Source organism: Archangium lipolyticum (assembly GCF_024623785.1).
Taxonomy (GTDB): Bacteria; Myxococcota; Myxococcia; order Myxococcales; family Myxococcaceae; genus Archangium; species Archangium lipolyticum.
The window spans coordinates 35,567-61,166 of sequence record NZ_JANKBZ010000009.1 but is presented as its reverse complement, the minus strand read 5'-3'; the positions used below and the strand labels follow the sequence as shown (position 1 = coordinate 61,166).

General features: G+C 69.3%; 23 protein-coding genes and 2 pseudogenes. 18 read left to right on the top strand and 7 right to left on the bottom strand.

Annotated elements, in window-relative coordinates; all coding sequences use genetic code 11:
• Window positions 1–80: 80 nt before the first annotated feature.
• Window positions 81–1,310 (top strand): cyclic nucleotide-binding domain-containing protein, encoded by a 1,230-nt coding sequence (locus tag NR810_RS20595; protein ID WP_257454778.1) that lies wholly within the window; start codon window positions 81–83, stop codon window positions 1,308–1,310.
• Window positions 1,311–1,316: 6 nt separating this feature from the next.
• On the opposite strand, the gene NR810_RS20590 is transcribed toward NR810_RS20595, so the two are convergent.
• The gene (locus NR810_RS20590) at window positions 1,317–1,865 is read right to left on the bottom strand and encodes a chalcone isomerase family protein (RefSeq protein WP_306818354.1); all 549 of its coding nucleotides are present in this window, start codon (window positions 1,863–1,865) and stop codon (window positions 1,317–1,319) included.
• A gap of 236 nt (window positions 1,866–2,101) precedes the next feature.
• Here NR810_RS20590 and NR810_RS20585 point away from each other — a divergent pair, with 236 nt between their 5' ends.
• The 6 genes from NR810_RS20585 (at window position 2,102) to NR810_RS20560 (ending at window position 8,233) form a co-directional block, all read left to right on the top strand.
• The gene (locus tag NR810_RS20585; RefSeq protein WP_257454776.1) at window positions 2,102–3,463 is read left to right on the top strand and encodes an erythromycin esterase family protein; all 1,362 of its coding nucleotides are present in this window, start codon (window positions 2,102–2,104) and stop codon (window positions 3,461–3,463) included.
• Between the two features lie 46 nt (window positions 3,464–3,509).
• On the top strand, window positions 3,510–4,307 hold the full coding sequence (locus tag NR810_RS20580; protein WP_257454774.1) for an alpha/beta fold hydrolase: 798 nt from the start codon (window positions 3,510–3,512) through the stop codon (window positions 4,305–4,307).
• Between the two features lie 18 nt (window positions 4,308–4,325).
• Window positions 4,326–5,099, top strand: coding sequence for a ZIP family metal transporter (locus tag NR810_RS20575; protein ID WP_257454773.1), 774 nt, complete (start codon window positions 4,326–4,328; stop codon window positions 5,097–5,099).
• 60 nt (window positions 5,100–5,159) lie between these two features.
• Window positions 5,160–6,041, top strand: coding sequence for a GspE/PulE/PilB domain-containing protein (locus NR810_RS20570; protein WP_407653808.1), 882 nt, complete (start codon window positions 5,160–5,162; stop codon window positions 6,039–6,041).
• A gap of 37 nt (window positions 6,042–6,078) precedes the next feature.
• Window positions 6,079–7,356: an alpha/beta hydrolase family protein gene (locus NR810_RS20565; protein WP_257454772.1), complete on the top strand. Its 1,278-nt coding sequence runs from the start codon at window positions 6,079–6,081 to the stop codon at window positions 7,354–7,356.
• Between the two features lie 91 nt (window positions 7,357–7,447).
• On the top strand, window positions 7,448–8,233 hold the full coding sequence (locus NR810_RS20560) for a hypothetical protein (protein WP_257454770.1): 786 nt from the start codon (window positions 7,448–7,450) through the stop codon (window positions 8,231–8,233).
• A 36-nt stretch (window positions 8,234–8,269) separates the two neighbouring features.
• Here NR810_RS20560 and NR810_RS20555 read toward each other — a convergent pair whose 3' ends face one another.
• The gene (locus tag NR810_RS20555) at window positions 8,270–8,716 is read right to left on the bottom strand and encodes a nuclear transport factor 2 family protein (protein ID WP_257454769.1); all 447 of its coding nucleotides are present in this window, start codon (window positions 8,714–8,716) and stop codon (window positions 8,270–8,272) included.
• A 76-nt stretch (window positions 8,717–8,792) separates the two neighbouring features.
• Here NR810_RS20555 and NR810_RS20550 point away from each other — a divergent pair, with 76 nt between their 5' ends.
• The 9 genes and pseudogenes from NR810_RS20550 to NR810_RS20510 all read left to right on the top strand — a co-directional run bounded on the left by NR810_RS20550 (window position 8,793) and on the right by NR810_RS20510 (window position 14,901).
• Entirely contained in the window at window positions 8,793–9,020 is a 228-nt protein-coding gene (locus NR810_RS20550; RefSeq protein WP_257454768.1) for a hypothetical protein, read from the top strand.
• A 59-nt stretch (window positions 9,021–9,079) separates the two neighbouring features.
• Window positions 9,080–10,399: a cytochrome c peroxidase gene (locus tag NR810_RS20545; RefSeq protein WP_257454767.1), complete on the top strand. Its 1,320-nt coding sequence runs from the start codon at window positions 9,080–9,082 to the stop codon at window positions 10,397–10,399.
• Window positions 10,400–10,529: 130 nt separating this feature from the next.
• A pseudogene (gene sitA5 / locus NR810_RS20540) lies at window positions 10,530–11,540 on the top strand (SitA5 family polymorphic toxin); the annotation flags it as partial.
• A 259-nt stretch (window positions 11,541–11,799) separates the two neighbouring features.
• Window positions 11,800–12,075 (top strand): hypothetical protein, encoded by a 276-nt coding sequence (locus tag NR810_RS20535; RefSeq protein WP_257454765.1) that lies wholly within the window; start codon window positions 11,800–11,802, stop codon window positions 12,073–12,075.
• 14 nt (window positions 12,076–12,089) lie between these two features.
• Window positions 12,090–12,317: a hypothetical protein gene (locus tag NR810_RS20530; protein ID WP_257454764.1), complete on the top strand. Its 228-nt coding sequence runs from the start codon at window positions 12,090–12,092 to the stop codon at window positions 12,315–12,317.
• Between the two features lie 67 nt (window positions 12,318–12,384).
• Window positions 12,385–12,693 (top strand): DUF3969 family protein, encoded by a 309-nt coding sequence (locus NR810_RS20525; protein WP_257454763.1) that lies wholly within the window; start codon window positions 12,385–12,387, stop codon window positions 12,691–12,693.
• Window positions 12,690–12,983, top strand: a complete 294-nt coding sequence (locus NR810_RS20520) for a hypothetical protein (RefSeq protein ID WP_257454762.1) — start codon at window positions 12,690–12,692, stop codon at window positions 12,981–12,983. The genes NR810_RS20525 and NR810_RS20520 overlap by 4 nt, the downstream gene beginning before the upstream one ends.
• 227 nt (window positions 12,984–13,210) lie before the next feature.
• Window positions 13,211–14,204 (top strand): annotated as a pseudogene (sitA5, locus tag NR810_RS20515) (SitA5 family polymorphic toxin); the annotation flags it as partial.
• 316 nt (window positions 14,205–14,520) lie between these two features.
• Window positions 14,521–14,901 carry a DUF3969 family protein gene (locus NR810_RS20510; protein WP_257454759.1) on the top strand — a complete coding sequence of 127 codons (381 nt, stop codon included), beginning with the start codon at window positions 14,521–14,523 and terminating at the stop codon, window positions 14,899–14,901.
• A gap of 285 nt (window positions 14,902–15,186) precedes the next feature.
• Here the strand turns inward: NR810_RS20510 and NR810_RS20505 are convergent, their stop codons facing one another.
• The 5 genes from NR810_RS20505 to NR810_RS20485 form a co-directional block, all read right to left on the bottom strand.
• Window positions 15,187–17,568, bottom strand: a complete 2,382-nt coding sequence (locus NR810_RS20505; protein WP_257454757.1) for an alpha-2-macroglobulin family protein — start codon at window positions 17,566–17,568, stop codon at window positions 15,187–15,189.
• Window positions 17,565–20,654, bottom strand: a complete 3,090-nt coding sequence (locus NR810_RS20500) for an MG2 domain-containing protein (protein ID WP_257454756.1) — start codon at window positions 20,652–20,654, stop codon at window positions 17,565–17,567. Before NR810_RS20500 ends, NR810_RS20505 begins: the two co-directional genes overlap by 4 nt.
• Window positions 20,655–20,732: 78 nt before the next feature.
• Window positions 20,733–21,170 carry an SMI1/KNR4 family protein gene (locus NR810_RS20495; RefSeq protein WP_257454754.1) on the bottom strand — a complete coding sequence of 146 codons (438 nt, stop codon included), beginning with the start codon at window positions 21,168–21,170 and terminating at the stop codon, window positions 20,733–20,735.
• A gap of 2 nt (window positions 21,171–21,172) precedes the next feature.
• Window positions 21,173–22,645, bottom strand: a complete 1,473-nt coding sequence (locus NR810_RS20490; protein WP_456062032.1) for an HNH endonuclease — start codon at window positions 22,643–22,645, stop codon at window positions 21,173–21,175.
• A 116-nt stretch (window positions 22,646–22,761) separates the two neighbouring features.
• A complete protein-coding gene (locus tag NR810_RS20485) occupies window positions 22,762–23,646 on the bottom strand; it encodes a hypothetical protein (protein WP_257454752.1) in 885 nt (294 codons plus the stop codon).
• 206 nt (window positions 23,647–23,852) lie between these two features.
• Between NR810_RS20485 and NR810_RS20480 the strand changes: the two genes are divergently transcribed.
• Window positions 23,853–24,323 (top strand): Lrp/AsnC family transcriptional regulator, encoded by a 471-nt coding sequence (locus tag NR810_RS20480; RefSeq protein ID WP_257454751.1) that lies wholly within the window; start codon window positions 23,853–23,855, stop codon window positions 24,321–24,323.
• A gap of 3 nt (window positions 24,324–24,326) precedes the next feature.
• A complete protein-coding gene (locus NR810_RS20475) occupies window positions 24,327–25,538 on the top strand; it encodes an aminotransferase-like domain-containing protein (RefSeq protein ID WP_257454750.1) in 1,212 nt (403 codons plus the stop codon).
• Window positions 25,539–25,600 lie beyond the last annotated feature (62 nt).

The following is a 25,600-nucleotide window of genomic DNA, read 5'->3' as shown; positions in this document are numbered from 1 at the left end:
CCTCACTCGTCACCACCTGGACACACCGAGTGGCTTTACCCGCTCCTCCATCTGACCGATCATCGGCCCAGGAGGTTCCCGTGGCGATCCCATCCGCCGACATCTCGCTCTTGGTCCGTCAATACAAGGACAGCGCCGCCGCCAACATCCTGCAGGGGAAACCCGCGGAGGCCCTGGCCGACTACCGCAAGGTGGTGGACCTCAGTCCTCATGACACCGCCGCCCGCCTCAAGGTGGCCGAGCTCCTCGCCCAGCTCGGGCAGCGCCAGGAAGCCGTCCGCGAGTTCCACTACCTCGCCATCCGCTACGCGGCCGACGGCCAGACCATCCACGCGATCGCCGCCTGCAAGCTCATCCTCGCGCTCGATCCCGAGCACCAGGCCACGCAGGAGAACCTGGCCAGCCTCATCGCGATGCAGAGCGCCGAGGAGCGCCAGCACCCCGAGCGCACCGGGGCCGCTCCCGAACAGCCCAAGCGCGTTCCCACGCCCCTCTTCTCCCAGCTCCCCCGGGACGTCTTCGTGGCCCTGCTGGGCGAGCTGGAGATGCGCCGGGTGGCCGGCGGCGAGCGCATCATCACCGAGGGCGAGCGCGGCAACTCCATGTTCATCCTCGTGCAGGGCACGGTGCGCGTGGTGCACACGCCCGAGAACGAGCGGCCGCGCACACTGGCCGAGCTGGGGGAGGGCTCCTTCTTCGGAGAGATGGGGCTCATCTCCGACGCGCCGCGCGTGGCCAGCGTCATCGCCACCCGGGACTGCACCCTGCTGGAGGTGACGCGGGAGATGCTCACCCGGCTCGGCGCCCGCTTCCCCTCGCTCGAGCAGGTGGTGCAGCAGTTCTACAAGGACCGGCTGCTGGACACCCTGCTGAAGTCCAACCCCATCTTCCAGCCGCTCTCCGAGGAGCAGAAGCGGGCCATCGCCGAGCGCTTCCAGAGCCGGAGCGTGGAGCCGGGCACCGTGCTGCTCCAGCAGGGCCAGCGCAGCCACGCGCTCCACCTGCTGCTGCGCGGCCGCTGCTCCGTGGTGCACGAGGATCTCAACGGCACCGATCTGCCCTACCCGGACATGACGGAGGGCGCCGTCTTCGGGGAGATCTCCCTGATGCTCGACCTGCGCGTCACCGCCACCGTGAGGGCCGCCACGCCCTGCCTCCTGCTGGTGTTGGATCAGGAGACCGTGAAGGAGTGGGTGCTGACCCACCCCGAGGTCCGCCGGAGGCTCACCCAGCTCACCCGCGAGCGGCTGGACCGGACGGCCACCATGCTGGCCGATGGCGCCGAGGTCCAGGACTCCTTCCTCATCTGAGCGCCGTCAGTTGCGGCCGTAGATGGGGTTCTCCGTCAGCCAGGCGGAGAAGAGGATGTCGGCGAAGTCCTTGCCGGGGATGACGGCGCCCCGGCTGCCCTCGCCGGAGATGAGCAATCCCTGGCCGGGCAGGTAGGTGATGAGGAGCTTGTCGCCCTTGCGCACGGCGCGCAGGGACTGGACGAGCAGCTCCGAGTTCCGCCGCATCTCCGGCGAGCCCGCCGCCTTGCTGTGCGCGAGGAAGTTGCGGAAGGCATCCGCCAGCTGCTCGCGCTTGATGCTGCGCCGGAAGTGGAGCTGGAGCTGCTTGGGCCCCTGGAACGCGATGGCCTCCTTCATGGAGGACGGCTTCTGCTCCAGATAGAGACCCCAGACGTAGATCTCGAAGAAGAGCTTCTTCTTGAGGTCCACGTGGTTCAGGGCCAGCTCCTTGCCCTCCAGCGAGATGGAGTCCGGCAGGCGAACCCCCGCCATCACCCGGGCCTCGGCCGTCCCCGCCACCAGCGCCAGCGCCAATACCAGCCACCGCACTCCCCGCAGCCTCGGCCCGATCATATCCTTCGCGTCCCCCCGCCCGACCTTCGCCACCTCTCGCCTGGAATGCATGTCATCGAAGGTGCACACGGCTGTGACATGGGGCCAGCCCCGGGTTCCGGGTTATTCCCCGCGAGCGCTCGCCTGCCCGCCTGGTGAGGGTCGCTCGGGGAGCGGGCGTGCCCTCCCGGCTGTCAACCCTCCGGCTTGTCCGCATGTCATGGGCAGGTCCGGGCCATCTGCCCACCTTCAGAGGCATGAACCCGTTTGATGAAGAGGAAGGCGGCCGGGGCTTCCGTCCGGAGCTCATCGAGGGTGTACGCACCGCGGCCATTCCACTGACGGACGAGGACTCGGACTTCGACGCGCTCATCGAGAGCATCGGCGACGCGCGCTTCGTTCTGCTGGGAGAGGCCACCCACGGCACGCACGAGTTCTACAGGGCACGCGCCCACCTCACCCGCCGCCTCCTCACCGAGCGCGGCTTCTCCGCGGTGGCGGTGGAGGCGGACTGGCCGGACGCGCTGCGCGTCAACCAGTACGTGCACGGAGAGGGGACGGACGCGGACGTGCTGCAAGCCCTCGACAACTTCCAGCGCTTCCCTCGGTGGATGTGGCGCAACCAGGACGTGGTGGAGCTGGTGGAGTGGATGCGCCAGCACAACAGCGCGCGAGGCAAGGACGCACCCCGGGTGGGCTTCTACGGGTTGGATCTCTACAGCCTGCATTCCTCCATGCGCGAGGTGGTGCACTACCTGGAGGCGAGAGATCCCAAGGCCGCGGAGCGCGCGAGGGCCCGCTACGCGTGCTTCGACCGCTTCGGCACGGACCCGCAGTCCTACGGCCACGCCACGGCGTACGGCTTCGAGGACCCCTGCGAGGCCGAGGTCATCGAGCAGTTGCTGGAGCTGCGCCGGCGTGAGGTGAGGGACGGGAGCCAGGAGGCGGACGCGCTCTTCCACGCGGAGATGAACGCGCGGCTGGCGAGTGACGCGGAGGCCTACTACCGGGCCATGTACGCGGGGCGCGACCAGTCCTGGAACCTGCGCGACACGCACATGGCGGACACCGCGGATGCGCTCGCCGAGTACCTCGGCCGCCGCTACGGGCAACCCGGGCGCCTGGTCATCTGGGCGCACAACTCGCACCTGGGCGACGCGCGCGCCACGCAGATGGGAGACCAGGGCGAGCTGAACCTGGGCCAGCTGATGCGCGAGCGCCACGGCAAGGAGACGTTCAACGTGGGCTTCACCACGTACTCGGGCACCGTCATCGCCGCGAAGGAGTGGGACGAGCCGGGTCTGAAGCGGCGGGTACGGCCGGCGCTGGGGGGCAGCTACGAGGCGCTCTTCCACGAGGTGGGCCTGCCCGGCTTCCTCCTGAGGATGGAGGATCTGGGCGAGGCGGGCTCAGGCCTGCGCGAGCGGCGGTTGGAGCGCGCCATCGGCGTCATCTACGCGCCGCACAGCGAGCGCTACAGCCACTACTTCTACGCGGACCTGCCGGCGCAGTTCGATGCCGTGCTGCACTACGACCTGACCAGCGCCCTGAAGCCGCTGGACCGGGACGCGGGCCACGAGGAAGAGGACGCGGCGGACACCTGGCCGTACGGCATCTGAGCGAAGCCGCTGCGGCGCGAGGGCTCTCGGGATATAGGAGGCAACCGTGATTCTCGAGAGCTTCCAGATAGGAGAGGGGCAGCGGCCGACGGTGCTGCTGCATGGTTTCCTCGGCACCGGGCGCAACCTGCGCTCGCTGGCGACGGCGTGGAGCGAGGCGGACAAGAGCCGCCGCTTCCTGCTGGTGGATCTGACGGGCCATGGCGCCTCGCCGCGGCTGCCTCCGGGCGCCACCCTGTCCACGGTGGCCGCGGACGTGCTGGAGACGGCGCGCGCGGCGGGACTGCGCGGGCCGCTGGAGCTGGTGGGACACTCGCTGGGCGGACGCGTGTCGCTCGCCGCGAGCCTGCGCTCCCCCGACGACGTCGCCAGCGTGACGCTGCTGGACATCACCCCCACCCCCATCGCCACCCACCTGTCCGAGAGCGGCAAGGTGCTGGAGATCCTCCGCGCCGCGCCGGCCAGCGCGCCGGACAGGAAGGCGATGCGCGCGGAGCTGACGGGACGCGGGCTGTCCGGGCCGCTGGCGGACTGGCTCAACATGAACCTGGAGCCGGCACCGGAGGGGGGCGTGCGCTGGCGGTTCGATCGCGAGTCGCTCGCCGAGTTCCACGGGCGGGTGAACGGAGAGGACCTGTGGGCCGCGCTGACGCGGCCGGGCGCGAAGGTGCGCTGCATCCGCGGCGGCCGGGCCCACTATGTCAGTGACGCGGACCTGGCCCGCATGGAGTCCCTGGGCTGCCCCGTGGCCACGCTCCCCGAGGCGGGCCACTTCGTCCACGTGGACGCACCCGACGCGCTGCTGCGCTGGCTCACGAGCACTCCCGGCTTCGGCCAGGGCTAGAACGGAACGACTCCCTTCATGGAACGAACCACCCTCTTCATCTGGCTGGCGGTCCTGGCGGACGGCCTCGCGGGGTTGGTGGGTGGGCTCCTCTCGGAGCGCTGGCTGACCCGGCACCTGTCGGCCCTGGTGGCCTTCGCGGCCGGGGCGCTGCTGGGCGCGGTTTTCCTCGACATCTTCCCCGAGGCCGTGCAGGCCACTGGCCCCTCCGCCTTCCACTGGGCCTTCGCCAGCTTCCTGGCCCTCGCCTTCCTCGAGTGGTTCCTCGGGCCCCACCACCATGACCACTCGGCCCATGCCCCGGGCCACCACGCGCACACGGGTCCCTCCTCCACCGTGGTGCCGTCGCTGCTCGCGGCGGACGCGCTGCACAACCTCGGGGACGGCGCGGCGGTGGCGGCCGCCTTCCTCGTCTCGACCGAGGCCGGGGTGGCCACCACCCTGGTGGTGATCGCCCACGAGCTGCCCCAGGAGGTGGGCGACTACGCGTTGCTGCGCGCCAAGGGCCTGTCGCGAGCCCAGGCCCTGCTCGCGCTCGGAGGCGTGCAACTCACCGCGGTGGCCGGAGCGGGCGCGGTGCTTCTGGGTTCCCGGTGGGTGCAAGGCCTGGAGGGCATCATCCTCGCGCTCGCCAGCGGCACCTTCCTCTACATCGGCGCCACGGACCTGCTGCCGGAGTTGCGTCGCGCCACCGGCCCCAGGGAGGCTCGCGGACGGTTGTACGGCTTCCTGCTGGGCTTGATGCTCGTGGCCCTGGCCAGTGCCATGGAACGGCGACTGCTCGCGCACTGACAAGGGAGCGGCCAGCGCGGCGGGGGCTGGCCCGGGTGTCCATCGCAGGACAAGGGCCGCATGGCCACGGTTCCGGCCATGCAGCTCGGGTCCAAGCGAATGCTCGGGGAGATCCTGATGGAGCTGGGGTTGATCGACCGCGCCCAGCTCCGGCTCGGACTGGTGCACCATCACGAGACCCGCGTCCCGCTCGGCCGGGCGCTGGTCCGCGAGGGGCTCTGCACCGAGGCCGATGTCCTGCGGGCGCTCTCGATGCAGCTCGGCATCGGCGCCATCGACCTGGACCGGGAGCGCCTGGACCCGAAGCTCACCCGGCTCGTGCCCGCGCGGATCGCCCGGCGGTACCGGGTCGTCCCGCTCCGGCTCGAGAAGGCAGAGCGCGATGTGCTGCACGTCGCCCTGCCCGCTCCGGCCTCGCTCGAGGCCCTGGACGCGGTGCGTGCCATCTCCGGCAAGCCCCGCGTCGAGCCCCACCTCGCCTCGGACACGGCCCTGTCCCATGCGCTCGCGGCGCTCTACGGCATCCAGGAGCACACCGAAGAGCAGGCCACCCCTCCCCTGTCCGAGGAGCGTCCGGGCTCGCCCCTGCTGCTCTATGCGTGGCCACCGGTCACCGCCACCCTCATCTCGCGAGCGCTCGCACGGCACGGCATCGCGACGAAGGTCGCCTCCCCGCTGGAGGTCATGCACACGACGAGCGCGGACATCGTGTTCGCCCCCGTGCAGGCCATGGAAGGGCTGCTGGCGGGAGAGGCCCACATCGCCGGTGCGCTGTTGCTCTCGGGCACCTCGGATGACGAGGACCTCGAGCGCGCCCACCGGATCGGCGCGAAGGGTTACGTGGCCAACCCGCTCGACGGCGAGCTGCTGCTGCGCGCCATCCGCCGGCTGCGCCCCGGCCCCGGTGATACGTCCCAGCCGCTGTCCGGTCCGAACGGCTGACGGCGGCGGGAGGCGACTCCCGCCCTGGAGGTGACCCATGAGAGCGTCCACCCGATTCCACCCGAGGCACTCCGTCCTGACGGCCGTGCTCGGGGCGAGCGCGCTCACCTGGCTCTTCCAGTGGCTGCGCGGCCGGCTCTCCCCGGCGATCCTCCCGGAGCCGACCGGGCCCTATGACGTCGGCCGCGTCGCCTTCGACTGGGTGGACGCCCACCGCGACGAGCCCTATGCCCGTCACGGGCACCGCCGTCCGCGCGAGCTGTCCGCGTGGCTCTGGTACCCCGCCGAGCCCGAGGCGGGAGCGAGACCCGGTCCCTACCTGCCCGCGGGATGGCGCCTCACCAGCCTGTTCTGGCACTTCCGGAGCTCACGGGTGCGTGCCCACGCGGTGCCCGGGGCTCCCGTGGCACGCCCTCGGGCCCGCTACCCCGTGCTCGTCTTCTCCCCGGCCGGCTTCCCACCGCTCTACTACTCGTCCCTCTTCGAGGAGCTGGCGAGCCATGGCTACATCGTCGCCGCCGTGAGCCACACCTACGAGGCGCTCCCCGTCTCCGCCTTCGCGGATGGGCGCATGCGGCTCTTCAGGCCGGCGAGCGTGGGCGGCGCATTGAAGGTCTCGCGCGCCTCGCACGAGGAGGACGTGCGCGCCCGGGCCTCGGTCGTCGACGTGAAGGCCGAGGACCTTCGCTCCCTGGTGGACGAGTTGGAGCGGCTGCAGGCCGGCTCCGGGCTGCTCGCCGGGCGGATGGACCTGGAACGGCTCGGTGCCTTCGGCCACTCGATGGGTGGCAACGCGGCGATGGAGCTCTGCGCGCGGGATGCGCGGTGCCGGGCCGTGGCCAACCTGGACGGAGGCGTGTGGAGCACGGTGGGCCAGGAGGGACTCCCCAAGCCGCTGCTGGTGCTGTTCGCCGAGCACCCCGAGTACGTGCGTCCGTGCGACGAATCCGTGAGTCAGAAGGCCTTCGCGTCCGTCGAGTACTGCGAGGCGAACCGCGAGCTCGCGGTGGGCGGCTGGCAGCGCCTGTATGCCCGGGCCCGACCCGGCTACAGCATCCAGATTCGTGGGGCGGGTCACGCCAACTTCACGGACTGTGGCCTGCTGCCCTTGAAGCGGCGTTCGCTCGCGCGGCGGGCCCTGGGCACCATCGACGGCCGGCGGATGTGGCGCGTGCTGAGCGACTACCTGCGGGCGTTCTTCGACCGGCACCTGCAGGAGGCACCCGCCCCACTGCTCGACGGGGCATCCCCCTTCTACCCGGAGGGCGTCCTCGCACCTCCGGAAACACTCTTCTCCCCGGCCGCGGGAAGGTGACGCCGAGGGGAACAGGGGCCAGCTACCGGGCCGGCACACTCCTCCAGTAGAGTCCCCGCACTTCATGACTCCGCATCACCCGAGGGGGAAGATGAAACCGAGGTCGGCCGTCGCCAGTGGACTCCTAACGCTCGCCATGTTCGGCGGTTGCTCGAGCCCGAATCACCAGCAGCGCAGTGAGCAGCCCGCCCCATCCGCGCCGAAGAGCACCTCGGCGCCGCTGACGGCACCGGCGCCAGCCCCGGCCCCCAGCCATCCGCGGACCGAGAACCGCCTCGTCAACTCCGGGCTGATCATCGAGAGCTTCGCGGCGAAGTTCGGAGCGAGGGAGCTCAAGCAGGTCCCCTCCGAGGTGATCGACACCGGCGTCTTCCGGTACGTCCCCTATCTCTCGTACGAGGCGTCCCAGCTGGAGCTCAACATCTACGGGGACCCCCAGCACCCCGCCGGTGTGGAGATCGGCGTCTACGCGGGCAAGGACAGCACCAAGAAGGAGATCCGCGGGCTGATCGCCGGGCTCCTCCAGAAGGCGGACGATCGGGAGCTGGTCCACCACCTGGCGCTCGAGGAGGACGAGCTCGAGCGCGATGGCCTCACGTTCGTGGTCACGCCCGCGACGGCGGATGATGCCTACGGGGGCTGGTGGATCTCCATCTACGACGCGAACGCCATCGAGAAGGCCCGGGCCTCCGATGCCGAGCTGAAGGTGCTCGCCCAGACGCCGCCCGGGAACGGGAACACCCCCACCCCGACGGACGAGAAGAAGAAGGAGCGGAAGCGCGCTCGCAAGCCGGGCGAGAAACCGCGCGTCTACATCAAGGACTACTCCCGCGAGGGAGAGGTCTACGTTCCTTCCGAGTCCGACGGGCGCTGGTAGGCCGGCCTCCCAGGCCTCGCCTGGAGGTGGCGCCGCTCAGCGGTAGCGGCGCTCGGACTCCTGGATGGGGTAGTCATTGGCGCTCATGTCGCGGCGGCGCATGAGCCCGGAGTCATCGAACTCCCAGTGCTCGTTGCCGTGCGTGCGCATCCACTGCCCCGTGTCCGCGTCACGCCACTCGTACTCGAAGCGCACGGAGATGCGGTTGCCCGTATAGGCCCACAGCTCCTTCATCAACTTGTAGTCCAGCTCCTTCGCCCACTTGCGCCGCAGGAAGGCCTTGATGGCCTCACGCCCGCGGAAGAATTCGGTGCGATTGCGCCACTCCGAATCCTCCGTGTACGCCAGCGCCACGCGCTCCGGGTCTCGCGTGTTCCAGGCGTTCTCGGCGGCCTTCACCTTCGCCCGCGCGCTCTCCTCGGTGAAGGGGGGGCGGATGGCGGGTGGAGTCTGGGACGGGGACTGCGTTTCGGTCGGGGACATGGTTGCGGCCCTCCTGGCAGGTGACGACCCTTCTAATGAGCGGCCCGGCCCCATTCCAGGCCGCGAGAGGCCGAACATGCGAAAGGTCCGCGCGCTGTACGCATTCCTGTGGTCGCTGCTGCTCGGTCCGGCGCTGGCGCTCGCCCAGTCAGCCGAGCCCATCGAGCCCTATGAGCCCTACCAGGCCACGCGCTGGGGAGTGGGCTGGCTCTGGCTGGCGGTGCTCGCCGTCATCCTCGTGGCCCTCGTGGCCTGGGGACTGTCTCGTGACCGGACCCATCCACCGGGGCCGCTGACACATTGAGCGGGCCTGCCCTGGATTGGCGCGGGGCGAGCCATTCCTGGACCTGTATACTCCCGGCCATGCTTCCGGTGTTGGCGCTCGGGTTCGCCGTGGCCCTCGGCTCCTCGCCCTCCCAACAAGGGCCGAGGCCGGTGACGTTCGAGGAGATGGTGGACCTGCCGGTCGCCTTCGAGGGCCGGCACATGATTCCCCTGCCCGCGAAGATGCCGCGCCGGGCGCTACGCTTCGAGTCCGCGCCGGAGAACCGCGGCCCGGCCAGCACGCTGCCCTGGGTGAACCTGCCCGGGGACACGGATGGAGGCCGGCGCACGCCCTGGGCGGTGCTGCTCGGGGAGATGCTCTTCCACGCGCCCCGGATGCTCGGACCGCTGAGCGTGCGGATGGGGGTGTCCTGCCACTCGTGCCATCCCCACGGCGCCACCAACCCCACCGTCTACACCGAGCACTCGTACATGGTGCCCGGGCGCATCGATCTCACCGTCTCCTACTTCTCGCCCACGGGGGACGACGGCATCCTCAATGCGCACATGGTGCCCACGCTGCGGGGCATCCGGTTCACCGCGCCCTACCCGCTCGACGGCCGCACGCACAGCCTGAGGGAGCAGGTGCGCAACGTCATCGTCGGCGAGTTCGCCGTGCCCGAGGTGCCAGACCACCTGATGGACGCGCTCGTCGCCTTCCTCAACCAGTTGGATCCGCTGCCCAACCCGAAGCTCGGCCCCCGGGGCCGGCTCGCTCCTGGCGCGAGCGAGGCCGCTCAGCGAGGACAGGCCGCCTTCTTCCGTCCGCGCGCCGAGTTGGATGGGGACTCCTGCGCCACGTGTCACCCTCCGGAGCTCGGCTTCACCGACGGCAAGGTGCACGTGCTCGGCAGCCAGCGCGAGCGCTACGACACCCCGACACTCCTGGGGCTCGTCCACACCCCACCGTATCTTCACGACGCACGGGCCCGCACCGTGCCCGAGGTGCTCGTCGAGGTGGACAAGATGCTCGGCCTCGGGCTCTCCGAGGAGGAGCGGAGCGACCTCACCGCCTACCTGCAAGTCGTTGGCGACGAGGTGGACCCCTACGAGCCCGACCGGCGCGATCGCCGGGTGGCCCTCTCCCTGGCGTTCGTCGACCTGGTGTTGGAGGGCCCCTACGCGCAGGATCCACTCGTCTGGCGGCTCACGCTGGAGACGGTGATGCGCGAGGTGGAGGACGAGCTGAAGGGAACGCGGGCGCTCGAGGCCTTCCTCGTCGCGGCGCGTCCGGCCTTCACCCGTCCTCCCAACGACGCGGATCGCCGGGCACTGCGCGCGGCGCGCAAGGCCCTGCTGGACTCCGTCACCCGCTCCACCCGGAAGTCCCCCGCCTCCGCGCGCACCGACCCGCCCTGAGCTCCTGATCCTGGCGCTCCTCCCCCCAGCAGCGTGACCTTCCCGTGAACCCCTCTACACGGGTTGTCATACCCAATGGGTACTCTTCCGGACTGGCTCCCCCCCAGACGGGAGGCCGGGAGGAATCCCCGTGAAGCGATGCTGCACGGCCATGATGCTGGTTCTCCTCGTCGGGTGTGGCACGGCCTCCCGGGTCGTGCGCCTGGACACGGGCCAGACCGACCCCCTCGTCTTCACCCCTCGTTCCGGCGCCAGGCCGGTGGCGCTGGGCAACGGCGAGTTCGAGCAGGCCGTGTCGGATCTGGCTCAGGATGTGCAGCCCCCCACTCGGCCCCAGGAAACCGCCCGGCGGCTGTTCGAGGTGGAGGCACGGAGCGGTTCGTACACGTACGAGACCCCCAGCCGCCGCATCACTCCGCTCAAGCCGGGCGAGCACCTGGAGGGGCAGTCAACAACGGCGGAGGTGGAGTTGACGCGCGACTACCTGCGCTGGTGCGAGCGCACCGGCAGGCCCGGGGACTGTCTCTGCCTGCTGACGGAGAGCCCCACCGTCAACGGGGATGGTCGTTTCGCGCTCGCCATGGCCCTGGCCAAGGGCGCCGTGCTGGACGAGATGCTGGAGGCGTTCAAGGACATGGCCGACCCACACGCCATGGTAGCGGCGGTACTCTGGACTTGGACCACGTACATGATCCTCGTCTCCATTCCCGACGTGACGGTCTCGAAGGGCCTCGCGGCCGTGATGACCGCCACGATCATTTCCTACGTGGGCGTCGATACCTTCTGGGGCCTCGTCATGGGCTTCAAACGGCTGATGGACGAGGCGGACCGGGCCACCACGTTCAACGAGCTGCGCGCAGCGGGCGAGCGGTACGGCAAGCTCATGGGCCGGAACGCGGCGCGAGCATTCGCCATGCTGGCCATGGCGGCCATTGGCAACACGGCGCCGGGGCTGGCCGCGAAGGTGCCGAAGCTGCCCGGCTCCATGCAGGCGGCCGTACAGGCCGAGACGCAGGTGGGCATCCGGCTCGCAGCGGTGGGGGAAGTGGAAACGGTCGCCGTGAGTGCCGAGACCGTCACCATCGCCTTGGCGCCGGGCGCGGTGGCGATGACAGCCCGGGATGGACAAGGCGCTGGTGCTGGCTCCACTGGACGAACCCAACACGGCCAACAGAGAGCCGACGAGGCGCGCGGTGGCGACACTCACAGGCAGGTAGGAGATGCGAATCGAGTCATTCAGGAGGGACGCAAACTCACCGATACCGAAACGGGAAACATCGTGCACGTATCTGGCGATAGGGTCGTGATCACGAGCAAGGATGGCCGGATCGTCACGCAGCTCAAGAATCCACGAGCAAATACGCAATCGCGAATCCAGAGTGGTAGGTGGGTGCCAAAAGATGAATAGCCCAACACTGTACAAGCTGATCAATGTGTGCCGACGGCTCAGCGACAAAGAGGCCGTGATCTATCGATGCTTCGAACTGATTCCGGAGCAAGGTTTTGTCGTCCAAAGCGCCGACAGGATCTCGTTGCCGGCAAGCCAGGAACACATGCAGCACCATGAGCGACAGCTCTGGGAACTATTCTGCGAGGTGGCACCTGAAGAACGATCAAGACCCTACGCTTCCATTGAGGAAGCAATCGCCGCATTCGATGCCGAGTTCGGAAACTGATGTGGAGGCATCGCATGGACGACAAGATCACGATCAAGGAAGCATACGCGGCGATGTACGCCTACCTCAAAGTGCTCTACGACATGACAGGCTCGGACGACTTGGGCGGTTTTTTGGGCAGCATGTCGCTGCTCGAAGACAGTACGCCTGCGGATCCCGGTGTCTGGGACGATTGGATGCGCGCCGTACAGCAGGCAAGGCACGGTCAGGTCGATCTGACCCTGGGACGCCCTGATGAGTGAGAACCACCTGCCTGATGGTTCCGGTTCTCAGGAGAACTTGTGGTTCCGTGCAAAAGGAGGGGATGAAATGCAGCGCCTCGTCGCCGTAGCCGCCCTCGGCATGTGTCGCGCGTTGGCCACGGGCACGATCAGCCCTGCCTACGCTTGTCACCGGCTTTTCGGCCCGGCCTTGCTGGCGCGACTCGATCAGCTCGGCGCATCCCCCGGGCTTCGCCATGCAATCCACATGGCCACCGAGCTTGAGGATGTGGCCGACCTCATCCCGGACAAATTGGCCAGCGCGATCGCGGATGTCGAAGCCGAACTCCTGAAGGCCCTGGCGGATCTCGCTCCAGCCGGCCTTGCTGGCGAGAAGTGGCTGGTGAAGTCCCCATGAGGATCCAGCTTTCCGACCTACGACGGGCGGCAGATGCCCTGTTCGATCACCTGGAGCGGACAGGCCGCACGGAGATCGACCTCACCGAGGACTTCTACTGGAACATCCCGGAGAAGCGGCTGTATTTGGTGTACTCCCCTCCTCCCGAGTCCGAGCTGACGGTGGGGCAGTTGTCCGATGACTGGAACGAGGTGGCGAAGATCGCGTCCGGCCAACGCCCTCCGATCGCCTACGCCCTGATCTGGCTCTCGTCGCTCCTGCGCTTCATCGGCTCGAAGCTCGTCTCCTGAAGGCACCACGGGGACATGCAGCCGCCGCGTACCCAAATCGTACCCAAGATGAACGGACGCGGGTGGACCTCCACGGACGCTCCACCGGCCCCGCTCCAGAGGGAAGCCTCCCCCCACGAGCAGCCCGCCGATCCGGGCGGCGGGGCTTCAAAACCGGTGGGGAGCCAGGCCCACTCTTCCGGGCTGGCTACCCATCGAGGGGGGAGTCAAGGCCAGGAGGAATCCTCATGAAGCTGTGCTGCACGGCCGTGTTGCTGGTGCTCCTCGTCGGGTGTGGCACAGCCTCCCGGGTCGTGCGCCTGGACACGGGCCAGACCGACACGCTCGTCTTCACCCCACGTTCCGGCGCCGAGCCCGTGGCAATGAACGGTGACGAGCTCGAACAGGCCATGTCGGAGCTGGCTCGGGATGTGCGGCCCCCTCCCCGACCGCAGGAAGCGGCCCGACGACTGTTCGAGGTGGGGGCACGGAGCGGTTCGTACACGTACGAGACACCCAGCCGCCGCATCACTCCGCACGAGCCAGGCGAGCACCTGGAGGGGCAGTCCACAACACCGGAGGTGGAGTTGACGCGCGACTACCTGCGCTGGTGCGAGCGCACCGGCAGGCCCGGAGACTGTCTCCTCCTGCTGACGGAACGCCCCACTGTCAATGGGGATGGTCGTTTCGCGCTGAGCATGGCTCTGGCCAAGGGCGTCGTGCTGGACGAGATGCTGGAGGCGTTCAAGGACACGGCTGACCCACACGCCATGGTGGCAGCGGTTCTCTGGACCTGGACCACGTACATGGTCCTCGTCTCCCTTCCCGACGTGACGGTCTCCAAGGGCCTCGCGGCGGTGATGACCGCCACGATTATTTCCTACGTGGGCGTCGATACCTTCTGGGGCCTCATCGTCGGCTTCAAGCGGCTGATGGACGAGACGGACCGGGCCACCACGTTCAACGAGCTGCGCGCGGCAGGCGAGCGGTACGGCAAGCTCATGGGCCGGAACGCCGCGCGAGCGTTCGCCATGCTGGCCATGGCGGCCATCGGCAACACGGCGCCAGGGCTGGCCGCGAAGGTGCCGAGGCTGCCCGGCTCGATGCAGGCGGCGGTCCAGGCGGAGACGCAGATGGGGATCCGTCTCGCGGCGGTAGGGCAAGTGGAGACCGTTGCCGTGAATGCCGAGGCCGTCACCATTGCGCTGGCCCCCAATGCAGTGGCGATGGCGACACGAAGCGGGGGTGATGAAAGCTCGCAAGGAGCTGAAAGGAGCCTCCGTGATGAAAATAGCGATGCGGAACCAAAAAACGTTTACAATGGACTGAAAAATACTCCCGGCTACCCATCCAACTTCAGAAGCATTCAGAACGGGACGACCAGAAATTCCATATCCAGAAAGGATTTATTGGAGAAGCTACGAGAGCTCGAACCCGGCAACTGGCATAAGGTTTACAAGGACGGCTGGATCGGAAACAAAAAGGTATCCCTCCATTACTTCGAAAGTCCTTCGGGGAAGGTTTTCGACTTCAAAATCAAGTTTGAGTGGAGCAATCAATGAATGGGCACTTGCCTGAAAATTCCGATCCACAGATGGAACTGTCTCTTCGGGCAAAGGGGGCCGATGATGCGCAGTTGCTCATCACCGTTGCTTCACTGGGAATGTGTCAAGCGTTGGCTACCGGCGCACTAAGCCCAGATTATGCCTGTCAGCGGCTTTTCGGGCCGGCCCTGCTAACTCGGCTCAACCAAATGAAGGCTTGCCCTTCACTTCGTCATGCCATCCACATGGCAACCGAACTCGAAGATGTGGCCAACCTTATCCCGGACAAATTGGCCAGCGCGATCGCGGACATCGAAGCCGAGCTTCTGAAGGCGCTAACAACGTTGGTTGCGAACAAACCTGCTGGAGAAAAATGGCTGGTGAAGGCTCAGTGAGGCTCCAGCTTTCCGGCCTGCGACGGGTGGCAGATGACCTGTTCACTCACCTGGAGCGAACTGGCCGTACGGAGATCGAAGTCACCGATGGCTTCTACTGGAACATCTCGGAGAAACACCTGTACTCGGTCTCGTCGCTCCTGCGCATCATCAGGGAGCCGACCCACATGAGGACCCCGCCGAGCCGGGCGGCGGAGCTTCAAAACCGGTGGGGATCATGGAGACATGCCCCTGGGAGGTTCGATTCCTCTGTCGGCTGTTGAGTCATTGGACTCAGAAGAGCGCTCAGCGGACGGCCCAGGTGGCCGGAGGGACGTGGAACACGAGCTCCGGCCGATCCACGGGTGAGAGACTCGACGCGCCCCCCTGCAGCGAGCCCGCGAGCGTGGGAATCACCCGGAATCGGGCGCTGAAGGGCTCGGCGGGACCTCGTGGTGGCAGGGTGAGGCTCACTGCCCCATCCTCCACCTCGTAGGACGTCACCTTGCCCTCGCTCACCAACGCATCGAGGCTCGCCCGGTCCACCTGCACGCCCGCGGGCAGACCCTGGCGCAGCGTGAGCGCCATCCCCGCGGGCGACGCCGCCTGCACCGTCAGCTCCGCCGGTAGGCCCACCTTCACCTCGGCCGGGCCCTTCACGGCGAGCTCCAGGCCGCTGCTCTTCTCGCTCGCGCGCCACGGCACGTAGGCCCCCAGCGTGAGGGAGAAGCCCAGTCCCGGCACCGCCGGCTCCGCGCGTACCGCCCATGTATGGGCTCCCGCCGAGCCGGGCACCTCGCCCTCCAGCGCGAGCACCTCGCGCAGCGCCTTCGCGTCGAGCGTCCCCTCCGTCACCACCTTGCCGTCCCGCTCCAACACCACGCGCACCTGGGACGGCAGCGGCTCCTTGAAGAGCGCCAGCGCCGCCTGGAGGCCCACGAGGTTGGCGCGTCCGTCACCCCAGCCGAGCTCGGGCCGGTAGTCCGCGAGCAGCGAGGTGCCCAGGTCCGCCAAGGGCGCCTCCTTGTCGTCCACGAGCGCCAGCACCGCGAGCGCCGTGGCCTCGGCTACCGAGGGAACGAGTCCGTCCGCGCGCACCACCCCGGGGCCCACGGGCAGGAAGGCGGAGCCATCCGGACGCTTCTGGATGGACTCGCGGACCTGCTTGCGCAGCGCGTCCCGCACCGAGCCGCTCACTCCGCCGCTGGCGAGGATGGCGGCCGCCGTGTAGCCGTCCTGCACCCGCGCCACGTAGCGCTCGAAGGCCCCCGCCACGCGTGCACCGAAGGCCGAGGCCCGGCGGCGTCCCTCGTCCGAGCCCTCCCCGGCCCGCACCGTCCGGGCACAGTCCGCGGTGGCCACCAGCAGCCGCTGCAACGTCCAGCCATCCGCGCCCAGACACGTCCCATCGGGCCGCTGGGCCGAGGCCACCTGCGTGGACAGGCGCTCGCCCAGGCGGGTCAGCACGGGGTTTTCAGGGTGCGCCAGCGCCGCCTCGGCCAGCAGCGTCGCGGTGGCCACGTCCGGCGCGCGGCCCGCCCGCAGCACGCGCTGCCCGGCGAGGGCCGACATGCGCTTCAGTGCCTCCGCGTCCGCCGTCTCGCCCAGCGACTTCAGCAGCTCCGGCGCGCGGCCGGCGAGCAGCAGTGCATAGGCATCCTCGGCCACGCCTCCGCGCCCCAGGGCCGCGGACAGCTCCGAGCGAAGCACGCCCAGGGCGCCCGGGTAGACGAGCAGCCGTACCCGCTCGCTGCCCGCCACCGCGTCGGCGGGGCCCACCAGCTCCAGTGAGCGGGGCGCGGCCAGGGTACCTCCGCGCGTCTCCGTCACCGGCCGGCCCGTGGGCCACACGTCGAAGGTGCGCGTCACCGAGTCCGTCCCCCCCAGCGAGGCCCGCACCGTCACCGGCCCCGGCTGCGCCGCGCGCATCGTCACGTACTCCACCACGCTGCCCGCCGCGGGGACCGTCACCGTGCGCGAGCCGCCCTCCACCGCCGCGCCCTGGGCCTCCACCTTCAGCGAGCGCGTCACCGGCGTCTGCGTGGTGTTCACCACCTGCACTGGCACGCGCACCACGTCCCCAGCGCGCAGGAAGGGCGGCAGCACCGGGTCCACGTAGGTGGGCAGCGTGCCCGCGAAGGTGCTCACCGCGCCGGCCTGCGCTCCCGAGCGCGAGTGCGCCAGCGCCAGTACCCGCCAGTTCGTCAGCCGGTCCGGCACCTTCACCGGCACCGAGGCCGAGCCCGACGCGTCCGTCACCACCAGCGGCTCGAAGAGGAACGTCTCGGGGAACCAGGCTCGCCCCGGCGTGGCCGGCGTTTCCGCGGCGCCAGGAGCGGGCGGCGGTGGCGGGGGTGCCCCGGCCGTCATCGCTGGCTTCGGTGCCATCCCTCCTCCGCCCCTGCCGATGCTGCCGATGCCAGGGATGCTCTCCCGCCGCATCTGCTTGGCGGCCGACCTGGGGGTGAGCTCCTCACTCATCTCAGGCATCGCCATCGCCGGCGCCCCCTCGTCCGCGTCCGCCACACCGGAGAGACTGAGCGTTTCATGCAGAACGAACGCCCCCTCCGAGGCTGCCAGCGCTTCGGCGGAAGACCCGAACATGCGGCGCACATTGTCCAGGCACGTGTTCAGCCCGAACCCCGCCATGAGACACAGCCCACCCACGATGATGTAGTAGCGCTTCATGGCGACTCCCGGGCGACCCACGCGCCCCAGTTCTCGACGTCCTCGGGCAACCGTGTCCCGCTCACCACCACCGCCCGCGGGTCGGTGAGGGCGAGCAGCTCCGGTGGCAGCCGTGACAGTTTCAACGTGCGGCCGTAGGCGTCCGTCACCGCCTCGCCGCGCTTCTCACAGGCCTCGAGCGCCCGCTCCCACAGCTTCGTCATGCCAGCGGCGGAGAGGGTCTCGCCCGGGGGTGCCGACGCCTCCCAGGCGCGCACCTGCACCGTCAGCTCCGCGAGCACCCGGTAGAAGGGCTCCGTCAGCTCCACGTCCGGCATGAAGTTCCCCCGCACCGCCACCGATACCGGCTTCTCTCCGCCGTTGCGCTGGGGCAGGCCCGACACCCGCAGCAGGGTGGCGGCGGCCGCGTTGGCACCGCGGATGCGCCCCATGGCGAGTGCCGTCCCATCCAGCACACCGAAGGCCGGCGACGCCAGCGTGGGAGCCGGGCGCATCCCATCGAGCGCGCCCGTCCCTGGCAGGGACGCGAGCTGAGACAGGCTCTCGTCCACGCCGAAGAGACCCACCGCCGCCGGGCCCGCCTGTCCATCCACCCGCGTGTGCACCTGGAGGTGGGCCAGCTCGCCGGGTGCGTAGGCCGCCTTGTCCGGCGCCACCTCCAGCGAGAGTTGCGCGCGCGGCGCCACGTACACCCGCGCCACCGCGCCCGCCCAGGAGGCCTCGGCCCAACCCTCGAAACCCACCGGCAGGCGGAAGCGCGCCACCGGGCCCGGCTTCTCCACCTCGGCCTCCAGCCGCTCCTCCCCTGCTTGCAGGTAGAGCGTCTTCGGCAGCTCGCCATTGAAGTCCGGGCCGCGCAGCAGCTCGATGCGCACCTCCTCGCCCGCGCGCGCCAACACCGGTGTGGCCCGCAGGCGCGTGGGCGGCAACCGGGCCGGGTGCAGCACCAGCTTCGTCGCGCCCAGGTCCTCCTTCCCCGCCGTCGCGCTCACCCGCAGCTCGTAGCCGAGCAGCGTCGTCTCCTGGGACACACCATCCGACTCGCCATGGCCCTGGGGCTCGGCGGTGAGACGCACCACGCCCATGGCGTTCTCCGGCGCCCCCGCCTCGTACATCAGCATCAGCCGCGTGAAGCGCGACTGGATGCAGGGCAGGTGCTCGGCGGACAACATGCCTCGCGCCTGCGGTAGGGAGAGCCAGCCCACCTCCACCTCGCGCCGTCCCGCACGCGTGCGCCAGGTGAGCGTGGCCGGCAGCGGGGCGGACAGCGACAGGTTCTCGGGCAGGCACGCTCGCGCATCCAACAGGGCGGAGCCCAGCGCCGCCTGCACTCCCTCGGAGGAGTCCCCACCGGAGACGTCGTCCGCCTCGAAGGAGAGCACGGGCAGGCCCGGGTCGCTCACCTCCAGGGCGAGCGACAGCATCCGCTCACGGCCGGGCGGCAGCGTGCGCGCGCGCACCGCCGAGGCGAGGCAGTCCCCCAGCGGCGACTCCTCCGCCGTCACGTCCACCACCGTACCGCCCGAGGCCACGCGCACGCCCAGCGTCACAGAGGCGGAGCCGTCCTCGGCCACGAAGCGCGCGCAGGGGCGCAGGGAGCCCAACCACCGCTCCAGGGCGAGCTGATCCTCGAGTCCGGGCTCACCGTCCTCCGAGAGGAGGTCCCTCACCGAGCCCAGCGCCACCGGAGGAGGAGGAGGCACACGGCGCACCGGCATGGCGGGGATGACGACATTGACGGGCGGGCCCGGGTCGAGCTGGAAGGCGGCCACGCCATCCTCGTCCGTCACCGCGCGCACGCCCTCGTCCCGCGGGTCCCACGCGCGCTTGACGGTGAGCTCCGCGCCGGGAAGCAGCCGGCCATCGGCGCTGGTGGCGCGCAGGTAGACGCGGTTGCTGTAGCCCTCCACCAGGCCGTCCTCCAGCTCCGTCACGGCCGACACGGAGAGCGCGTCCTCGGCGAGCAGCACCGAGGCCCCACTCTGTACCTGGTCTCCCGCGGGGTCCGTGGCGGACAGCCACGCGGAGAGGGTGGCCTGGCCGCGCAGGTCATAGGGCACGCGCGGCAGGGTGAGGCGGAAGTGTCCCGAGGCATCCGTGCGAGCCTTCCGGGGCAGTCCGTCCTTCGCCTTCTCGTCGAGCCACTCGTTGGGCGGGGGCCAACCGCCCGAGGCGTTCCAGTTCACGTCCACGGCCGCGTCCGCCACCGGCGCGCCCGAGCTGTAGACGACCTGGCCCTCGACGACGGGCGACTCACCCGCGCGCCAGAAGGGCCGGGTGCTCTGGGCCTCCACGCGGAAGCGCGGCAGGGTGAAGGGCTTCACCTGGAAGGAGGTCTCGGCGGAGGCATCCCCGCTCGTCCAGCGCACCGTCCACCTGCCCGTGGGAGCGCCGCTGTCGAGAGGAAAGTCTCCGGCCACCACGCCCCAGGGGCCCGCGGGCGCGCGCTGCTCCAGCACCACCTCGCCGGAGGGGTCGATGACGAACCACGTGCCCGGGCGCCCGTCGATGGGCGCGAGGTCCTTGGCGCGCAGCACCACGGCGCGGAAGCGCACCTGGTGACCGGGCTCGTAGAGAGGCCGGTCGGAGAGGACGTGGACGCGGGCGGGGGCGTAGAGGGCCAGCGGGGCCTCCACGGTGTCGGTGCCGAGCGGCGAGGTGACACGGGCACGCAGCCGGTAGTCCCCATCCGGCAGCGCGGGCAGCTTCACCCGGGAGCGCAGCGTGAAGCTGGAGTCCTGCTTCCAATCGAGCTCGGGCTCGAGCGGGGACTCCTTGCCCTGGGCATCCACGAGGAAGAGCGAGGCATCCAGGCGCCGCACCGGGGCCGCCAACCGCTCTCCGTCGCGACTGGTGACGCCATGCGCCTCGGCCGAGACAGCGACGCTGCCCGTGGTCTCGCGGGCGAGGCCCTCGACGAACAGGCTCGGTACCTGCCGGAGGCGCCCATCCGGGCAGCGGGGCACCTTCACACCCTGGAACAGCCAGGTGGAGACGCACACGTCCGAGGTAGCCCACCCCACGACACCCGCGAAGAGTCCCGCGGCGAAGCCGAGCGCGACCCGGCGTTTCAAACGGATGTTCATCTGTCCTCCCCGGCCGGGACTCTACGCCAGGAAGGGTGCTGAACGGTCTCCCCCCCCACGCCTCACGCACTGAAGCCCTCATCCATCATGAAGCCCCTCCAGGAACTCCTGAAAGCTGTTCGCGATGGGGAGGATGGACAGCTCGCCAGTCACGAGGACGACGCCTGGCGTGTCAGGAGTGTTCCTGAAATCGAAGCACAAGTACTCACCGCTGGGGGTTCTCCCAAATGGGAAGATGCCTGGATGGAGATGTTGCGCGAGGACTTCGTGGACCCGTCCAACCGAATACGACTCCCTCCCAGCGATGGGGGTGATGGTCAGGAGGTCGTTGAAGACATCCTCGGCGCCACCGACGTTGAAGACACAAGGCTCGGGGGCCATGCCCTGGTAACGGCAGACGAGCTGCTTGTATGTCTCAGGAAGCCTGACCCCCCAGGCCTGCTCGACTGGCTCGAGCCTGCTGACCTCGATGGGATGAGCCTCGTCTAGAAGGTACGGTTTCCAGCGAATCGCCATGGTCACCGGCCTCCACCCCAGATGGCCATGCCCCCCGTATGAGGATTGGCGAGCTGGTGGTCCGCATCAGGCACGAGCTGCATCCTGCCGACGTCCTGATGGTGATGCCATGCGTAGCCATCGGGTGCCCTGGGAGAGTTCCGCAGGCTCTCGATGCTGCTTCGGGAGAGGCCCAGCTCCCGAGCCAGCGCGGGATCCTTCTCGATTGCCTGGAGAAGCTTCTGGTTCGCGGCCCTGTAGTGCCCGGGCCGCGAGCGACTGCCGATGTGGCTGTCGTCCAGAAGGGTCTCGAATTTCGTCTTGAACTCGGGGAAGCCATCCTTGTCGAAGCGGAGGGTCCGCTGCCCGTCGGCCACGGACTGCCCGGCGCGATTACGGCCCAGGTTGGCAATGGGCTCGGGAGGAACCCTCGACCCCTCGTAGGGCCGAATCCTTCCATCCTCGGTGAACCGGGGCCTGCGCCAGGATTCGACGGATTGGATCCGGTACTTGTCCGAGACGGGAGTAGCCCGGGGAGCCTCGTCGCCGAAGCGAGTGCCACCGCCGCCATCCTTGGACACCATGGCCAGGGCATTGGGGGCGAAGGACGCGATGATGCCGGCCTCGGAGAGCGCCACCGTCCGCGCCTGGAGAAGGACCAGGAGGTTGGCTCCGGCCCGCAGCTCGGCGAGGGCAGGCAAGCCCGGCCCTGGTGGCCCCCGCATGGCGGCATGGCTGGTGGAACCAAGCGCCATGGTGGTCAGCATCACGAGCACGCGCGCCGTCCGCGCACCGATCAGCCCGCCAAAGCGCTCGCCAATCACACGAAGCTGGGCGAAGGAGCGTGCCCGCAGCGCCTCGGCTCGCAGCTGCCGCCAACCGTCGAGCAGGCTCCCGACAGTGTCCATTCCCAGGTACGCCACCATCCAAGCGGTGAGGCCGATGACGATGACTTTCGAGATGGGCTCGGGCAGTACCAGGAGCGTGAGGTACATCGTCAGGGAGGTGACGACGGCGGTGTAGAGCTGAGCGGGGTCCAGGAAGTCCTGCACGGCGGCATGGGCTCCGGCCCACACTCCGTCCACGGCGAAGGAGAGGGCCATGTCCACCTTCTCGTCAGGCTCCAGGTGAAGCCCGTCCTCGGGAGGAAGAAGGCAGTCCCCGGGACGGCCGGTGCACCAGTGCCGGTAGTCACTGACGAGAGCTGCCTGCTCGCCGCTGGAGAGAGGAGGTGCCCAGGAGAGCGTCAACCCGGGCAGCAGGGGACGCAAGGGCGTGGACAATCCAGCAGCCAGTCTGGCCATGGCCAGCTCGAACCGGGCTTGAGATACCTCCACGGTCGCATGGCGGGGCAGCGGAGGCAGGGCGAGGAGACGACCCTGGCCGTCATCCAGAAAGACTCGCGGTGTGTTGGCGGACTCGCAAGAGGCGGCCGGTGCTGAGTCCTCCGTGAATTCGTGCCGAACACGTCGCCCGTCATACGTGGCGCAGGCCATGGCCAGCAGGAGCAGGACTGGCAGCCAGACCATCCCTCCGCGCGAGTTCCTCATCGAACGGAGATGATGCCCCCAACGAGCGTCCACGAGAAAGAGCGAACCGGCTCAGCGGCAGCTCACCAGTCGTGACGGCCCCCTCGATGGTGCCGGACGGGGCCCGCGTCATGGTGACGAGGTCCGTCGTACCTGCGGCCGTCGTACCTGCGGCCGTCGTACCTGCGGCCGTCGTGCCAGCGGCCGGGCCCTCGCCGGTGCCAATAGTCATGACGCACCACGCGGTAGCGGTCCCACGAGTGGAGGAAGTAGTTGGGGTGCCCCCAACGCACGGCGATCCCCGAGTGACGGTAGAGGGGAACGGAGACGTGCAGCGAGCCCGGAGGGGCCCAGCCCCCGCTCATGAAGACCCAGGAGGGTCCCCGGCGGATCCACTTCGGCGAGACATACGCCAGACCGGGACGCGGGGGCTCGACCCAGGAGCCCTCCACCCAGACCCAGTTGGCGCCGGACCAGTACCAATAACCCGGTGCCCACGTCAGGTGCGGAGCGGGTGGAGGCGGCGGCGTCTCCGCCCGGAGCTGCGGGGGCGCCTGCGTCGCGGAGAGTTCCTCGCGCGTCACCGCGATGGGGAACTCCACCTGCAGCGAGCCGGGCCGCGCCCACCCACCTGAAATCCAACGCCAGATGCTCCCCTCCTGCCGCCAGTACCCATTGACGAACTGGTAGCCCGGCATCTGGGCGATCCACGTCCCCGGGTTGAAGCGCCACTCACTGCCATCCCAGAACCAATGACCGGACGCCCATACCGCGTTGGCGAAGGGAGGCGCCGAAGGCGTCTCGGCCGGGAGCGCCGGAGGCGGGGATGGAGCAATGGGCGACGCATCCTCCACATCGTCCGCGACGTCGGCGTTCTCGAATTCCGGGGCGGCGACCGGTGCGGTCTGCGCCTGAACCATCGGGGCCGCCAGCGCGACCACCAGACACATCCACCATCGACGAGTCATCACATCGTCTCCGCTGACTACAGAGCCTCTATCCCCACAGAGACTCCGTCGCCCCCCATTTATTCATCCCGCCGTCCGCACACCGGCCGAGCGTGAGTCTGGCTTGCCTGCCCGGCTGCTCTCCTCTTGCGACATTTCCCGGGATACATATAATTTATCCGTGCCCGATCTCCGGAGCTTATAAAAAAAAGGTCCCCGGTCTTCAGATGGACGAGCTCGACTACCGCATCGTCGATGTGCTGCAGCGCGACGGCCGCGCCACCCAGCTGGAGATCTCCCGCACGGTGGGGCTGTCGCAGCCGGCGGTGGCCGAGCGCATCCGCAAGCTCGAGGAGCGGGGAGTCATCACCGGCTACGCGGCGCGCGTGGACGCGTCGAAGCTGGGCAAGGACATCACCGCCTTCATCGGCGTGAGCATCGAGCACCCCAAGTACTTCGACGGCTTCGCCCGCAAGGTGCTCGCCATGCCCGAGGTGCTCGAGGCCCACCGCGTCGCCGGCCAGGACTCGTACATCCTCAAGGTGAGGACGTCGAACACGAAGACGCTCGACACGCTCCTCGTGGAGACGCTGCGCACCATCTCCGGCGTCACCCGGACCCACACCACCATCGTCCTGTCCTCCATCAAGGAGGAGACGTACGTCCACGTCTCCGAAGAAGAGCTGAAAGGAGCCTGATCCATGACCGCAGCTGTCAGCATCCCCGCCCCTCCGGCGTTCCCGCTCGCACAGCGCATGTCGCGGATGAAGGCGTCCGCCGTGCGGGAAATCCTCAAGGTGGCCGAGCGTCCCGACGTGCTCTCCTTCGCGGGTGGGCTGCCGGCGCCCGAGCTGTTCCCCGTGGAAGCCATCGCCCAGGCGCACGCCGAGGTCTTCGCGGACGAGGGCCGCGCCGCGCTCCAGTACAGCACCACCGAGGGCTACGGGCCGCTGCGCGAGTGGATCGCCTCGCACCTGGGCGAGCGCGGTCTGCACGTGGCGGCGGACCAGGTGCTCATCACCAATGGCTCGCAGCAGGGCATCGACCTGGTGGCCAAGGTGATGCTGGACCCCGGGGACGTGGTGCTGGTGGAGAACCCCAGCTACCTCGCCGCGCTGCAGACCTTCAGCGGGTACGAGGTCTCCTTCAGCGTCGTGGGCAGCGATGACGACGGCATGCGCGTGGACGAGCTGGAGCGGTTCGTCACCACGGGCCGCAAGCCCAAGCTCATCTACCTGGTGCCCAACTTCCAGAACCCCAAGGGCACCACGCTGTCGCTGGAGCGCCGGCACGCGCTCGTGCGCTTCGCCCAGCGCCACCGCATCCTCATCCTGGAGGACAACCCGTACGGCGAGCTGCGCTTCCGGGGCGAGCACCTGCCCTCGCTGGCCTCGCTCGACACCGAGGGCGTGGTCGTCAACCTGGGGACGTTCTCCAAGACGCTGGCCCCCGGGCTGCGCATCGGCTGGGCGGTGGGCCCGCGCGAAATCATCCGCGCCCTCACCGTCGTCAAGCAGTCCACGGACCTGCACACCGCCACCGTCGCGCAGCGGGCCACGGCGCGGCTCCTGTCACGCTTCGACTACAACGCCCACCTGGAGCAGCTGCGCGCCGTCTACGGGGAGCGGTGCCTGGCGATGCTCGGCTCGCTGGAGCGGCACATGCCCGAGGGCACCCGGTGGACCCAGCCGGACGGCGGCATGTTCATCTGGGTGGAGCTGCCGCGCGGCATGAGCGCGGACACCCTCTTCCCGCTGGCGCTCGAGAAGCGCGTGGCCTTCGTGCCCGGCGCTCCCTTCTTCGCCGCCGAGCCCCGCACCGAGTTCATGCGCCTGAACTACTCCAACCGCCCGCCGGAGCTGCTCGAGGAAGGCATGCGCCGGCTCGGCGCGGTCATCGCCTCCCAGCAGTGAGCCTTCCCGCGCGCGGTGGGACGGAGCCGCGCGAGGGCGTCTCGCGGCCCCGCCCTTCACCC

Excerpts from the sequence above, each read along its gene's own strand:
- NR810_RS20590 (WP_306818354.1), bottom strand. The coding sequence starts at position 1,865 with ATGATCGGGCCGAGGCTGCGGGGAGTGCGGTGGCTGGTATTGGCGCTG.
- NR810_RS20585 (WP_257454776.1), top strand. The coding sequence starts at position 2,102 with ATGAACCCGTTTGATGAAGAGGAAGGCGGCCGGGGCTTCCGTCCGGAG.
- NR810_RS20575 (WP_257454773.1), top strand. The coding sequence starts at position 4,326 with ATGGAACGAACCACCCTCTTCATCTGGCTGGCGGTCCTGGCGGACGGC.
- NR810_RS20570 (WP_407653808.1), top strand. The coding sequence starts at position 5,160 with ATGGCCACGGTTCCGGCCATGCAGCTCGGGTCCAAGCGAATGCTCGGG.
- NR810_RS20565 (WP_257454772.1), top strand. The coding sequence starts at position 6,079 with ATGAGAGCGTCCACCCGATTCCACCCGAGGCACTCCGTCCTGACGGCC.
- NR810_RS20560 (WP_257454770.1), top strand. The coding sequence starts at position 7,448 with ATGAAACCGAGGTCGGCCGTCGCCAGTGGACTCCTAACGCTCGCCATG.
- NR810_RS20555 (WP_257454769.1), bottom strand. The coding sequence starts at position 8,716 with ATGTCCCCGACCGAAACGCAGTCCCCGTCCCAGACTCCACCCGCCATC.
- NR810_RS20550 (WP_257454768.1), top strand. The coding sequence starts at position 8,793 with ATGCGAAAGGTCCGCGCGCTGTACGCATTCCTGTGGTCGCTGCTGCTC.
- NR810_RS20545 (WP_257454767.1), top strand. The coding sequence starts at position 9,080 with ATGCTTCCGGTGTTGGCGCTCGGGTTCGCCGTGGCCCTCGGCTCCTCG.
- NR810_RS20535 (WP_257454765.1), top strand. The coding sequence starts at position 11,800 with ATGAATAGCCCAACACTGTACAAGCTGATCAATGTGTGCCGACGGCTC.
- NR810_RS20530 (WP_257454764.1), top strand. The coding sequence starts at position 12,090 with ATGGACGACAAGATCACGATCAAGGAAGCATACGCGGCGATGTACGCC.
- NR810_RS20525 (WP_257454763.1), top strand. The coding sequence starts at position 12,385 with ATGCAGCGCCTCGTCGCCGTAGCCGCCCTCGGCATGTGTCGCGCGTTG.
- NR810_RS20520 (WP_257454762.1), top strand. The coding sequence starts at position 12,690 with ATGAGGATCCAGCTTTCCGACCTACGACGGGCGGCAGATGCCCTGTTC.
- NR810_RS20510 (WP_257454759.1), top strand. The coding sequence starts at position 14,521 with ATGAATGGGCACTTGCCTGAAAATTCCGATCCACAGATGGAACTGTCT.
- NR810_RS20505 (WP_257454757.1), bottom strand. The coding sequence starts at position 17,568 with ATGAAGCGCTACTACATCATCGTGGGTGGGCTGTGTCTCATGGCGGGG.
- NR810_RS20500 (WP_257454756.1), bottom strand. The coding sequence starts at position 20,654 with ATGAACATCCGTTTGAAACGCCGGGTCGCGCTCGGCTTCGCCGCGGGA.
- NR810_RS20495 (WP_257454754.1), bottom strand. The coding sequence starts at position 21,170 with ATGGCGATTCGCTGGAAACCGTACCTTCTAGACGAGGCTCATCCCATC.
- NR810_RS20490 (WP_456062032.1), bottom strand. The coding sequence starts at position 22,645 with ATGGCCTGCGCCACGTATGACGGGCGACGTGTTCGGCACGAATTCACG.
- NR810_RS20485 (WP_257454752.1), bottom strand. The coding sequence starts at position 23,646 with ATGACTCGTCGATGGTGGATGTGTCTGGTGGTCGCGCTGGCGGCCCCG.
- NR810_RS20480 (WP_257454751.1), top strand. The coding sequence starts at position 23,853 with ATGGACGAGCTCGACTACCGCATCGTCGATGTGCTGCAGCGCGACGGC.
- NR810_RS20475 (WP_257454750.1), top strand. The coding sequence starts at position 24,327 with ATGACCGCAGCTGTCAGCATCCCCGCCCCTCCGGCGTTCCCGCTCGCA.